The following is a 13159-nucleotide window of genomic DNA, read 5'->3' on the forward strand; positions in this document are numbered from 1 at the left end:
ACCTGACCAGAACAAGGTTCTCAGTTGAGGATCTCGACCGTGCGCACGGCCTGCGTGCAGGCGGCGGCGACCCGGTCGCGCAGCTGCGCCGTGGCGTACTGGCAGCCGACGTGGACCCGGATCCGGCCCTTCGCCACGACGTACCAGTCGACCTGGAGGTCGGGGCGGTCCTTCTTGATCTCGTGGTAGCCGATCACGGTCTTGCCCGCGTAGGACAGAGCCGGGTTGAACGCACCGTAGTGGTCGGGATCGTGCTCCGCACCGCTCTTGAGCTCGTCCACCAGCTTCTGCCGGTCCGCCGTCGCGTCGTAGTCCATCACGAACTCCTGGGCGACCAGGAGGTCGTTGCCCTCGCGGGACTCCTGCGGGTGGATGACGACCTGCCGCTGGGCGACCCGGTCGTCGGTCTGCACCCAGTCCTCGGGCGAGACGAACTTGAAGTCGTACTGCGAGAGCGTCCGGCCGACCTCGGCCTGGCTCCCGGAGTCGCTGAACACGACGATCCCGGTGACGACGAGCGCGGCCACCACGACCACGGCCCCGGCCACGATCCCCCAGAGCTTGCCGCGGCTCTTCTTCTCCGGCGACGCACCGGCTCCGCCGGGGCGGCTGCCGGGCGGGGCGGACTGGCCGGCGGGCGGGGTCCACGGCGGCCGGGCCACCGGCTGCCCGTGGGGCGGTGACGGCGGCGGGGCCGCGCGGTTCGGGAACCCGTTGGCGACGGGCGGTACGGGCGAGCGCAGCGGCGCCGGGCGCTGGCCCGCGTCGCCGGGGCGCGGGGCGACGTCGCCGGGGCGGACGACCTCCGTGCGCTGCGCCGCCGGGTTGAGGGCGCCGCCCGGCACCGCGCCCATCCGGGCCATCGCCTCACCGGGCAGCGCTCCCGTGCGGTCCGGGTCCACCAGCACCGCGCGCAGCGCGCCGCGCGCGACGACCGTCTCGGGCTGGTCGAGGCTCGTGGGGACGACGCCGGTGCGTTCGTGCACCAGCCGCGAGATCATCGGGATCCGGCTCGACCCGCCGACGAGGAAGATCGCCGTGAGCTGCTTCGGCCGCAGGCCGGCGTCACCGATCGCCGCGACCGTCAGCTCCACCGCGCGCCCCAGCGGCGCCGTGATGAGCCGTTCCAGGTCTTCGCGCGTGACGTGCGCGTCGGCGAACGGCGGCGGCATCGGCACGTCGGTGTAGGCGTGCCGCGACAGCGTTTCCTTGGCTCCTCGCACGTCCTGGCGCAGCACGCGGCGGCGGCGCCGGTCGACCAGCTCACGGCCTTCCACGAGCTGGCGCCACGCGTCCTGGTCCGCGCCGGCCACGAGCGAGCCGACGTGCTCCAGCAGCGCCTGGTCGATGTCCGCGCCGCCGAAGGCCGGGTCGCCCCGGGTGGCGAGCACCTGGAAGCCGCCGCGCTGCGGACGGCCGGCGCGGTCGCGCGCGGCGTCCGGCGGCAGCCGCCGCACGACGCTGACGTCGACCGTGCCACCGCCGAGGTCCAGCACCGCCAGCGCGTCGCCGGGACGGCCGCTGAACTCGACGGTGCGGTCGTTCGTCACGTCCTGCGGCGCGAACGTCGCCGCGTGGTAGACCGCCGCCGCGACCGGCTCGGGCACCAGCGCGACCTCGCGCGCCAGCCCGCCCGCCGCCTGCCGCAGCAGCCGGGTGCGGATGGCGCCCCAGTCCGCGGGGTGGGTCAGCACCAGCAGATCGACCTCGGCCTCGCCGGCGAGGCGGCGCGCCTCGGCGACCGCGCGGCCCAGCACGGCGTGCACGACGTCGGTGACGCGCAGGACGCTGTCGCCGAGCAGCAGCTCGCCTTCGTCGATCCGGCGCTTCGGGTTCGGCTCGTACCGCGACGGGTCGACGGCCGCCTGCCGCTCGGCCTCCTGGCCGACGAACAGCGTGCCGTCCGCCGCCGCGAACACCGCCGAGGACATCAGCGGCTGGCCGTCGATCACCACGACCTGCGGATCGCGCCCGTTCACCGAGGCGACGACGCAGGTGCTCGACGTCCCGAAGTCCACCGCAACCCGGACCGTCACCAGCAGCTCCCGCAGTACTTGTCGCGTTCCCCCGCGCCCGGCCGGCCGAACCGGCGAGGCGCACCCTCGGGGAGGAACCTACCCCGTCGTCGAGTGCGCCCCGTCGTCGTGCTCAGTCCGGCTGGATCCACGACACCTGGATCAGCTGCTTGCCCGCCTTGCGGGTCAGCAGGTTGCCCCGGCCCGGCGGCATCGCGCTGGCCTTGATGTTGCCGACCAGCGCACCCTCGTCCCGCGAGCCGTTCATGACCATGCCCGGCGCCGCGATCTCCTTGAGCTTGCCGATGATCGGGTCGTACATCGCCTTGCTCGCACCACCGGTGCGGCGGACGACGATCAGGTGCAGGCCGACGTCCTTGGCCTGCGGCAGGAAGTCCGACAGCTTCCGCAGCGGGTTGTTCGAGGAGGTGGCCACCAGGTCGTAGTCGTCGACCAGGATGAACAGCTCCGGTCCCTTCCACCACGACCGCGTCTTCAGCTGCTCCTGGGTGACGTCCGGGCCCGGCAGGCGCCGCGTCATCGAGTTGAAGACGTCGCCGACCATGCTCTCCAGCTGCGCCGACGACACCGCGTACCCGAGCAGCGAGTCGCCCTGGACGAACCCGAGCATCGTGCGCCGGTAGTCGACCAGCAGGATCAGCGCCTCCTTGGCGGTGAACCGCTCGGAGATACCGCGGGCGATCTGCCGCAGCAGGTTCGTCTTGCCCGACTCGCCGTCGGCGAAGGCGTAGAAGTGCGGCTCGGCGTTGAAGTCCAGGTAGATCGGCTGCAGGTCCTCTTCGTTGACCCCGATCGGGATCAGCTTGGAGTCGCGGTGCGCGTCGAGCTTCAGCACGTCCTCGTAGGTGATCATCTCCGGCAGCAGGCGGACCTGCGGCGCGACGCGGCCGCGCCACGCGGCCTTGATCTTCGCCACCGCGTCGGCCACGCCGGCCGCGATCGTCTCCGGGTCGCTGGAGCCGTCGATCCGCGGCAGGCCGCCGAGCATGTGCAGCTTCTCGCGGGTCAGGCCGCGGCCCGGGCGCCCGGTCGGGATGTTGACCGCGACGCGGCGGTCGATGTCGGACTCGGTCGGGTCACCGAGGCGCAGCTCGAACCGGGTGCCGATCATGTCCTTGATCGCCGGGCGGATGTCGGCCCACCGGTTGGCGGCGATGATGACGTGCACGCCGTAGGACAGACCCTGCGTGGCCAGCCGGGTGATCGTGGTTTCGAGCTCTTCGAAGTCGTCCCGCAGGGCGCGCCAGTTGTCGACGATGAGGAACGCGTCGCCGAACGGGTCCTGGTCCGCCCGGATCTCGCCGCGGCGCTTGCGGTTGCGGAACTCGGTCATCGAGTCGATGCCCATCGCCCCGAACCGGCCTTCCCGCTCGGTGAGCAGGGTGGTCAGCTCGGCCACGATCCGCCGCGCCTTGTCCGGCTCGCGCCGCGCGACCGCGACCCCGCCGACGTGCGGCAGGTCGGCCAGCCCGGCCAGGGTGCCACCACCGAGGTCGAGGCAGTAGAACTGCGCCTCTTCCGGCGTGTGGGTCAGCGCCATCGACATGATCAGCGTCCGCAGCATCGTCGACTTGCCCGACTGCGGCCCGCCGACGATCACACCGTGGCCCGCCGCACCGGAGAAGTCGGCCCACAGCGGGTCACGCCGCTGCTCGTACGGCCGGTCGATGATGCCCAGCGGCACCTGCAGCCGCCCGTTGCCGAAGAAGCCGACCGGGGACAGGCCGCGGTCGTCGGTCGGGTTCAGGTTCGGCAGCAGCGTGTCGAGGGAGTTCGGGTCCTTCAGCGGCGGCAGCCACACCTCGTGCGCCGGCGGGCCCTGCCCGATCAGCCGAGAGACGATGACGTCCAGTTCGGACGGCTCGACCGCTTCTTCGGACTGCGGCTGCGCGGCGACCGGGGCTTCGATCTGCTCCGGTTCCGGCTCCTTCGGCAGCTCGACGAAGTCCGGGACGAACAGCTGCGGCCGCTTGTCCGCGCGGACCACCGTCGCCGCCGGGCCCGCCGCCTGGATGCCGGCCGGGCGGTAGGGGCCCGAGACGTAGGAGGCCTTGAACCGCACCAGCGTCGAGGTGTCGTACTTGAGGTAACCGCCACCGGGGACCGACGGCAGCTCGAACGCGTCCGGCACGCCGATCGCGGCGCGGGATTCCGCCGCCGAGAACGTCTTCAGGCCGATCCGGTACGACAGGTGCGAGTCCAGGCCGCGCAGCTTGCCCTCTTCCAGGCGCTGGGAGGCGAGCAGCATGTGCATCTGCAGCGACCGGCCCAGCCGGCCGATCGCGACGAACAGGTCGATGAAGTCCGGCTTCGCCGCCAGCAGCTCGGAGAACTCGTCACAGACGATGAACAGCGCGGGCAGCGGGTCGAGGTCGGCGCCGTTCTCACGGGCTTTCTCGTACTCCCAGACGTTCTTGAAGTTACCGCCGTTCTTCAGCGCTTCCTGCCGGCGGTTCATCTCCCCCGCCAGCGCGTCCTTCATGCGGTCGACCAGCGTGACCTCGTCCGCGAGGTTGGTGATGACCGCGGAGACGTGCGGCGCCTTGTCCAGCCCGAGGAACGTCGCACCACCCTTGAAGTCGACCAGGACGAAGTTGAGCGTGCTGGAGGAGTGCGTGGCGAGCATGCCCAGCACCAGCGTGCGCAGGAACTCCGACTTGCCGGAACCGGTCGCGCCGATGCACAGGCCGTGCGGGCCCATGCCTTCGGCGGCGGCTTCCTTGATGTCCAGCTCGACCGGCTGGCCGTATTCGCCGACGCCGAACGGCACGCGGTAGCGGTCGCGGATCGGGCGGGGCCGCCACGCCTGCTGCACGTCGAAGGTCATCGGGTCGCCCGGGATGCCGAGCAGCTCCAGCAGCGACGGGTTGGACAGCAGCGGCTCTTCGTCGCCGACGTCCTGCCCGGCCGCGCCACCGACGCGGTACGGCGAAATGAGCCGGGCCAGCGACTCGGTCTCGACCAGGCTCAGGGTGTCCGGCCGGCCGAACCACTCGACGCCGCCGGCGCTGCGCGCGCCCAGCCTGTCGGGTTCCACGACCAGGCGCAGGCCGCGGCGGGCGGCGAGGTTGCCGATGGAGTCCGACAGGTCGACCAGCGTGACGCCGACCAGGCCCTCTTCGAGGATGATCTGCTCTTCGCGGGTGACCTCGGCGTCGTCGATGATGATCACGACGTGCGGCTGGTCCGGCGCGGGCGTGGCGTTGCGGGAGAAGCGCTGGCGGTCACGCAGCTCTTCGTCCAGCCAGTTTTCGATCTGGGCCAGCGAACCGGCCATCATCCGCAGCTGGCCGATGCCGTCGGCCAGCGTCGGGTGCTGGGCGTGCGGGAGCCACTTCGCCCACTCCCACTCCTCCTTCGCCCGGCCCGCGGTGGCGACCGCGATCAGCACGTCGTCCGGGCTGTGGAAGGTGACCATCTGCGCGAGCATCGCGCGGGTCAGGCCGCGGGTCAGCGCCCGGTCGCCCTGCATGCTCACCGCGGCGAACCCGCGCAGGGTGATCTGGGTCGGCAGGTCCGGCACGATCGAGTGCGCGCGCACGAACCGGCGCAGCGCGAGGGTGGCGATCGGCTCCAGCTCGTCGACCGGCCCGGTCTGCGGCGGGACCAGCCGCGTCGCGAGGCGGTGCGAGCTGCGCCCGACGCGCAGGTGCAGGAAGTCCTGGTCGTTCTGGCGACGCTCCCACATGCGGCGGCTGGCGGCCAGCGACCAGAGGGACTGGGGGTCGGGGTGCACCCACTCGAGCGCGGCACGCTGGTCGACCATCGCCTCGCGGGCGCGGTCGCGCATCTGGCCCAGGTAGCGGAGGTAGTCCTTGCGGTCCTCGTCCATCTCGGCGCGCTTGGCGCCGCCGCCCTTGCCGCCACCGCCCGCCATCATCCCGAGCGTCCCGACGACCATCATGCCGCCCATGGCCATCATCATCGGGTTCCGGTTGCTGGCCTGGAACATGAAGACCATCATCCCGAGCGACGCGACGATCATGACGACCGGAAGCGCCTTCATGACGATGTTGCCGGGGATGACGCGGGGCACCTCGGGCGGTGGCTCGAGGTGCACCTCACCGCCCGGCGGGCGCGGTGCCGCCAGCCGCGGCGACTTCTTGAACTGCAGCGTGCTCATCGAAGGACCCCTCATTCAAACTCGACGATGGCGGCCACCGCTTGGTGCGCAAGGTGCGCGAACAACCTATCGAACGCCGCGGGGTAATTCCGGCGGATGCCGGAACCACCTCGTGAGCTTTGCCCCATCCTCGTTCGCGAGTGTACGACCCGGCACCGACAGTAATGATCGAATCGGGTCCGGACACAGTCGGTGGGATTCCGCGAAACACCCTCTACCTGCGGTCTCGGCCGTGCCAATCCTGGAAAGTCCAAGATCGACACCTCCGGGAGGGACCGTGACGAGGACGGGCAAGGCTCTGGCGCCGGCGGGGGGTCACCGTGGCGGCGCTGCTGACCACGACGGCCACGGAAGCGTCCGCCACCGGCACGACCGCGGCCGCGTGCCGCTCGACTCCTTCCGAACTGGTCGGCGGGCAGTGGCAGAGCCTCTACTCCTGCGCCGATGTCGTCGGCTACATCGGCGGGTCCGCACCCGGTACGCACGTCTACTCGGATCGTGCCGACCACGGCCCCAACCCGGACCGCTGGGCGGGCCACATCGGCGAGCGGGTGGGCGTCGACAGCACCAGCGGGGCATCGAGCCCGGTGACCGCTGGTGGCGGGTGTGCCGTCACGACGAGGGCAGTCCGTACTACTGCACCCCCTGGTACCACCAGTAGCCGACGACCCGCGCGCCACCTGTCATTGCCGGTGAATTTCGGACGTTCGATGATGTCGGCACCGGGGTTCGGTATAAGTTCCCCCGGGAGCAGTCTCGATCGAGCGGGGGCAGTGCAGTGGCTACGGGCACGACAGTATTCAGCAGGGTGACGGTCGTCGCGCCCTCGACGCGGATCGACGTGGCACTGCCCGCCGACGTCGCGGTGGCCGATCTCCTGCCGATGCTGCTGGACATGGCCAAGGAGTCGTCGCCGGACGGCGGGGCCCGCCACGGTGGCTGGGCGCTGGCGAAACTCGGGGACGCCCCGCTCGACCCGAGCCGCACCCTGGCCTCGCTCGGCGTCGTCGACGGTGAGCTGCTCCAGCTGCGCAAGCGCAACGAGAACCCGCCGCCGCCGCTGTACGACGACGTCGTCGACGCCATCGCGGAGTCCTCCCCCGACAGCTTCCGCCCCTGGACCAAGGAGACGGCGAACCGCTTCGGGCACGTCGCGGGCGGGCTGGCGCTGGTCGCCGCCGCGATCGCGCTGTTCATGAGCGGCTCGCTCTACGGCGGCAACGCGCTCGGCGCGGCCATCGCCGGCGGCATCGGCGCGATCGCCTGCGTCGCGGTCGGCGCCACGCTCGCCAAGGCCTACCAGGCCGAGGCGACCGGGGTCCTGATCGCCGCGGCCGGCGGACTGCCACTGGCGTTCGTCAGCGGCTTCTACATCGTGCCCGGGCTGTCGATGCGGGCGAACCTGCTGCTCGGCGCGGTCCTCGTGATCATCGTCGCGTCGGTCTGCATCATGGTCATCGGCGCGGGCATCACGACGTTCATCGCCGCGGCCACCGCGGGCACCTTCGGTGCGCTGGCGTTCCTCTTCGGCACGCTCGTCGCGCACCCGGCGGCCGGGATCGCGGCCGGCACGGTCGCGGTCGCCCTCGCCTGCATCTCGATCCTGCCGCGCGCCACGATCTGGCTCGCGAAGCTGCCGCTGCCGCACGTCCCCAGCAACGCCGAAGAGCTGAAGGAAGACTCCGGCTTCCCCGACTACCGGGCGATCGAGCGCCGCACCGCGGTCGCGCACAACTACATGACCGGCCTGATGATCGGCTGCGGCGCCACGGTCGCGGTGTCCGCGGTCATCGCCGCCACCGCGCCCGGCGCGTTCGGGATCATCCTGGGCGTCGTCGCGAGCCTCGTCCTCCTGCTGCGCGCCCGCGCGTACGCGAACGGCAGCCAGGCGATCGCCCTGCTCACCACGGGCCTCGTCTCGGCGACCGGCATCGCGGCGGGGTGGCTGGTCTCGGCGAGCCCGCAGAACCGCCTGCTCTACGTCTTCGGCGCGCTGATCCTCCTGGCCGCGGGCGCGCTCGTGGTCGGCGTGATCTTCCCGAACCAGCGCTTCTCGCCGCCGCTGCGGCGCACGGTGGAGATCATCGAGGCGATCTGCATCGCGTCGGTGCTCCCGCTCGCCCTGGGTGTGATGGACCTGTACACCACCCTGCGGCACCTGAACTTCAAGTGACCGGATCGGGTGAATCTCGGATGGCAGTAGGACGGCGTTTCGGCGCCACCCGGCGGACCACGACCGCGGTGCTGACCGGCACGATCGGCATCCTGTCCTCCCTGGCCGTCGCGGTGCCGGTCTGGGCGCAGCAGGCACCCGCGGACGGCTACTTCGCGACACCGCCCCCGGTGGACATGGGCAAGTTGCTCCCGGATTCGCGCCAGCCGGACAAGAAGTACAAGCCGAGCAAGGCCTGCGTCCAGCGCAGCACCCTCGGCCAGAACATCATCCTGAAGAGCCGGCCGTGGGGGCAGGAGTACCTGCAGATCTCGAAGGCGCAGGAGATCGTCAGGGCGGCCACCGGCGGCAGCGCCGGCGGCGGGGTCAAGGTGGCGGTGATCGACACCGGCGTGACCCGGCACCCGTGGTTCCAGGACCGGCTCAAGTCCGGCGGGGAGTACGTCGCGAAGCCGACGAACGGCCAGCCGGACGGGCTCGAAGACTGCGACGGCCACGGCACCGAGGTCGCCGGGATCATCGCGGCCAAGCCGGACAACCCCGAAGTGGGGTTCGTCGGCGTCGCCCCGGACGCGACGATCGTGTCCTACCGCCAGCTGAGCGAGAACTACGAGCCCGACACCTCGACGTCGACGCCGCCGGCGAGCAACACCGCCGGGGGCAGCCCCTCGTCGAGCACCACGCCGCCCACCGGGTCGGGGTCTGCGCTCCCGCCGAGCGGCGGCGGTGGCACCGGCTCCGGCTCCGGCTCCGGCTCCGGTGACGGCGACCAGACGTCGCCCGGGCAGTCGAACGGCGGACGTCAGCTGGAGAAAGCCGGCACCGCGGGCACGCTGAAGACGCTGGCCGAGATCATCCGCGGCATCGCCGACCGCAGGGAAGCCGACGTCATCAACATGTCGGTCGACAACTGCCGCACCGCCACCGGCAACATCACCGAAGGCGAGCAACAGGTCCAGGCCGCCGTGCACTACGCGGCGCAGGCGGGCATCGTGGTCGTCGCCGCCGCGGGCAACGCGACCGACACCTGCCCGCAGAACGACCAGCCGGACGCGAAGAAGCCGAAGACGATCGTGACGCCGCCGTGGTTCGCCGACGACGTGCTGTCCGTGGGGGCGATCGACGAGTTCGGCAGCGTGGCCTCGTTCAGCGTCCACGGCCCGTGGGTCGGCGTCGCGGCGCCCGGAACGAAGATCATCTCGCTCGACCCGGCCGAAGGCTCCAACAGCCTGGCGAACCTCACGTTCGAAAGCGGCGACAAGGCCAGCGAAATCCAGGGAACGAGCTTCGCCGCACCGTACGTGGCGGGCCTCGCGGCCTTGGTCAAGGCCAAGTACCCGAACCTCACCGCCAAGGGCATCATCAACCGCATCAAGGAGACCGCCCAGCACCCGGCGGCTCCCGGCGGACGCGACAACTTCGTCGGCTACGGCGTCATCGACCCGGTCGCCGCGCTGACGCAGAGCCTGCCGTCGGAAGTGGGGAACCAGGCGCCGATCCCGCCCCCGCAGCTGGCTCAGCTCCCGCCGGCGAACGACCGCAGCTCGACCCCGATGATCGTCGCACTGGCCGGTACCGGTGGTGGTCTCGTCGCGCTGCTGATCACGCTGTTCGTGATGCGCACGATCCGCCGCAACCGGCCCGCGGAAACCGCTTCCCGCCGCTGACCCGGCCGGCCGGCGTCACCGCTCGGGTGGCGCCGGCGGCTTCTTCTGCTGCGGCTGGGGCTTTTCCTCCTCGCCGATCACCGGGGGCGCCACCAAACCCGGCTCTCCCAGCAGTTCCGACGACTTCACGATCGGCCGGTTCTTCGACGGGCGGCGGTTCTGGCCGCCTCCGCCGAAGGCGCCGAAGCCCATCATCGGCATCATCGGGACGCCCGACGCGCTGTGGTTCGCCGAGCTGTCCTGGGACGGTGCCGGCTGCGGTGCCGCGTCGGCGGGCCGGGCGGCGTCCGGCGTGCCCGCGCCGGTGTGCTTCGGCTCCGCCGGGTCGCCGCTCGCCGACGACGGCGTGGTCGACTGGCCGTCCGAAGACGACGGCGTCGTCGATTCGCCGTCGGCGGGGGCGCCGGTCAAGACGTCGTCGTGCAGCTTGAACCGCTCCTCCGGGTACCGGTGCGCGATCTCGATGCTCCGGGCGGTCGCGTCGGGGTCGTCCACGCCGTCGCAAAGCCGGTCGAACGCCTCGAGGACGTCCCGCGCGGTCTCGTAGAGCGCCTTCGCGGACTCCTGCGTCTCCCGCAGCTGTGCCCGCGCCCGTTTGGTGCCGCCGCTCGGCAGCGTCATCGTCTCGGAGATCAGGTCCGCGGCGTCGACCAGCACTTCGGCGAGGTCGACGACGACGTGGCGGAGGGTGGTCACCAGCTCGTCGAGCGCACCGGCGAGGACGGTGAACGCCTCCTGGAGGTCACCGCCCGCGGCCCCGATCTCCCGCATGTACGCGACGAACGAGTCGGCGTCCCGGCCCGCCCAGCCGGCGTCGAGACGGCCGAGCCGGTCGTCGAGCCGCGCGGACACCTCGGCCGCGGCAGCGGCGGCCTGGCGCAGCCGCCCGGCTTCGGCGCCGAGGTCTCCCCAGCGGCCGATCAGCGGGCGGAAGTACGTCTCGACGGGATCGATCAGCCCGAGCTGGTGTGCGACGTCGGTGAGGTACGCCAGGTACGGCTCGGCCGTGGCGGCGATCTCGTCGCCTTCCGCGTCCGGGCCGAAAGCCACCGCGGGGGCGGTGGACACCGGAGCGGCGGCCTTGGCCAGCGGGTGCGGGATGGACTCCGTGGAGCCTTCCGGTTCGGCGAACATCATCCGACCCTGCCCGCGCGCTTGATCAGCTCCGCCGCCTCGGCGTCCTGCCCGCTGTGGCGGACCGTGACCTGCCGCAGCGCCTCCGCGGCCGACTTCAGCGCTTCGGCACCGTCGGCCAGCTGGCGTCGCAGCGCGCCGACCGCGCGGCCGTACGACTCACCGAGCCCGATCTGCGCCCCCAGCGGGCCATAGGACTCGCCGGAGACCTCTTCGCCCCCCACGACGGCCGCCGCGGCGTGCAGGTCGTCAGCGGCCTCCTCAGCCGTCCGGGCGTACTCGGCGACGACCACGCCGTCCATCCTCAAGCCGGCCATGGCACCTCTCCGCTCACCAGAAGATCCTTCGGGCGTGTGACGTCCGCCGCCGCCCGATGGTTCCGGTCAGCCGCCCGCCTGCGGGGTCTGGCTCGGGAACGCGCCGGCGTTCGGGTCGATCGGCACCGAGTCGAACTGCTTGAGCACGTCCTGGGTGTTCAGCGAAGCGCCGGTCGGCAGCAGGCCGATGATCGACTCGGGCGCGGGCTGCCGGTTGGTCAGGCCGATCGCGTCCGCGGTCGCGGCGTCCGGGACGCTGTAGCGGATGCCGCGGTCGGAGATCAGCTGGATCGCGCCCTTGCCGAAGCTGGCCTGGCCGGTCGCGGACTGGACCACCGCGCCGAAGCCGGGCTGGAGGTAGAACCCGTTGATCGGCACGCGGTTCGGGCCCGGCGTGGTGACCTTCGTCGTCGCGAACTTCGCGCCGTGGCTGTTCTGGCCCGGCAGCTGGGTGTCGATGTAGACCGAGGTGTGGCCGTCGCGGTTCGCGCCGTCACCGACGACGGACCAGCCGAGGCAGGCGACCGCCGAGTTCTTCGTCGCGTCGAGGACCGTCGGGACCGAACGCGGGAACGAGTCGACCGGGATGTAGTCGGGGTCGCCGGACCGCAGCACGCGGATGCCGGACAGCTTGTCGAGCCCGAGGGTCCGCAGCTCGCTCGCGCTGCCGTGCTTCGCGACGCGCATGACGTCGGCGACCGCCTGCGACACCTGCTGGATGCCGGTCGTGGTGATGGCCCAGTACTGCGGCTGCTCACCGGTGGGCTGGGTGGAGAAGACGTCGCCCGCCGCGAGCCCGTCGAGGTCGGCCGGGGCCGGGCCGTCCGGGATCTGCGGCGGGGTCAGGCGCGACACCTCGGGGATCGCGTTCAGCAGGCCCTGCGTGATCTTCCGCGGTTTCTGGTTCAGCAGCTGCAGGGCGGTCGAGACCGAGTTGTGCGAGTCGCTGGTGTCGATCTCGGCGCGGACGGTGTTGGCGTTCGGGCGGTTCTGCGTGCTCGGCAGGCGGTAGATCAGGTAGGTCTTGCCGTTGTCCGCCGCCGCCAGCAGCGCTTCCTTCTCCCCCAGCTCGGTGCCGAGGCCGCTCGGGGCGACGCCGCCGAAGACGGAGGTCTCGGTCTTGCCGATGTCCGGGTTCGGCTGCGTCGGGTCCAGCAGAACCTGGTCGCACACCGCCCAATTGGGGGAAATCCGCTGGGATTCCGTCGGGATCAGCTGCGGCCCGTCCGGAATACCGGTCAGCTTTCCGCGCGGAATGTCCTTCAGCTGGTCGTCGGAAACGACCGTGGGATTCTTCACACTCGTGGTGCTCGCCGCGGCCGGGGCCGCCGGCGCGGCGCCGGGGTTGTTGCCCGTGCTCGTCTGCTTCTGCTGGGCCAGCAGGAGAAGCCGCGCCGACGCGAGGTTGAACGTCGGGACGAGCGTCTTCGGGTTCCCCATCACCACGTAGACCGTGCCGGACTGCTCACCGATCACGATGTTGCCGGCCTCGGGGACCGACGGAGCCGGGCTGAGCAGCCCCCAGACGACGAACACGATCATGCCGAGGGCGCCGAGCACCACCCCCACGATCGTGGCCCTCGTGTGGGTGCGCATCGGGTCGTGCAGCATCACGGCGTCGCGCCGGACCAGCGCCGACTGCATCCGGCGCAGGACGAACTGATACGCCTGGACCTGAGACTTAGTCGTGGGTGTTGATGGCATTCTCG

At 71.6% G+C, this 13159-nt stretch carries 7 protein-coding genes; 2 read left to right on the forward strand and 5 right to left on the reverse strand.

The genetic code is table 11. The features are described from left to right. Positions 1–20: 20 nt before the first annotated feature. Entirely contained in the window at positions 21–2036 is a 2016-nt protein-coding gene (locus QRX60_RS07720; protein WP_286000111.1) for a type VII secretion-associated protein, read from the reverse strand. 112 nt (positions 2037–2148) lie between these two features. Beyond that, positions 2149–6159, reverse strand: a complete 4011-nt coding sequence (gene eccCa, locus QRX60_RS07725; RefSeq protein ID WP_286000112.1) for a type VII secretion protein EccCa — start codon at positions 6157–6159, stop codon at positions 2149–2151. Positions 6160–6967: 808 nt separating this feature from the next. Between eccCa and eccD the strand changes: the two genes are divergently transcribed. Together eccD and QRX60_RS07735 are read left to right on the forward strand one after the other, a co-directional pair. Then, complete coding sequence (eccD, locus tag QRX60_RS07730; protein ID WP_286000113.1) at positions 6968–8332, forward strand: type VII secretion integral membrane protein EccD; 1365 nt, start codon at positions 6968–6970, stop codon at positions 8330–8332. Positions 8333–8352: 20 nt separating this feature from the next. Beyond that, positions 8353–9999 carry a S8 family serine peptidase gene (locus QRX60_RS07735; protein ID WP_286000114.1) on the forward strand — a complete coding sequence of 549 codons (1647 nt, stop codon included), beginning with the start codon at positions 8353–8355 and terminating at the stop codon, positions 9997–9999. Positions 10000–10014: 15 nt separating this feature from the next. On the opposite strand, the gene QRX60_RS07740 is transcribed toward QRX60_RS07735, so the two are convergent. The 3 genes from QRX60_RS07740 to eccB form a co-directional block, all read right to left on the reverse strand. Continuing rightward, positions 10015–11133 (reverse strand): WXG100 family type VII secretion target, encoded by a 1119-nt coding sequence (locus QRX60_RS07740; RefSeq protein WP_286003527.1) that lies wholly within the window; start codon positions 11131–11133, stop codon positions 10015–10017. After that, positions 11133–11450 (reverse strand): hypothetical protein, encoded by a 318-nt coding sequence (locus QRX60_RS07745; protein WP_286000115.1) that lies wholly within the window; start codon positions 11448–11450, stop codon positions 11133–11135. The genes QRX60_RS07740 and QRX60_RS07745 overlap by 1 nt, the downstream gene beginning before the upstream one ends. Before the next feature lie 66 nt (positions 11451–11516). After that, on the reverse strand, positions 11517–13094 hold the full coding sequence (gene eccB, locus QRX60_RS07750; RefSeq protein ID WP_408630218.1) for a type VII secretion protein EccB: 1578 nt from the start codon (positions 13092–13094) through the stop codon (positions 11517–11519). Positions 13095–13159: the final 65 nt, after the last annotated feature.

This window comes from Amycolatopsis mongoliensis (assembly GCF_030285665.1).
GTDB classification, from domain to species: domain Bacteria; phylum Actinomycetota; class Actinomycetes; order Mycobacteriales; family Pseudonocardiaceae; genus Amycolatopsis; species Amycolatopsis mongoliensis.

Coding starts and splice junctions, on each gene's coding strand:
- eccB (WP_408630218.1), bottom strand. CDS start 13,094: ATGCAGTCGGCGCTGGTCCGGCGCGACGCCGTGATGCTGCACGACCCG.
- eccCa (WP_286000112.1), bottom strand. CDS start 6,159: ATGAGCACGCTGCAGTTCAAGAAGTCGCCGCGGCTGGCGGCACCGCGC.
- QRX60_RS07735 (WP_286000114.1), top strand. CDS start 8,353: ATGGCAGTAGGACGGCGTTTCGGCGCCACCCGGCGGACCACGACCGCG.
- QRX60_RS07740 (WP_286003527.1), bottom strand. CDS start 11,133: ATGTTCGCCGAACCGGAAGGCTCCACGGAGTCCATCCCGCACCCGCTG.
- QRX60_RS07745 (WP_286000115.1), bottom strand. CDS start 11,450: ATGGCCGGCTTGAGGATGGACGGCGTGGTCGTCGCCGAGTACGCCCGG.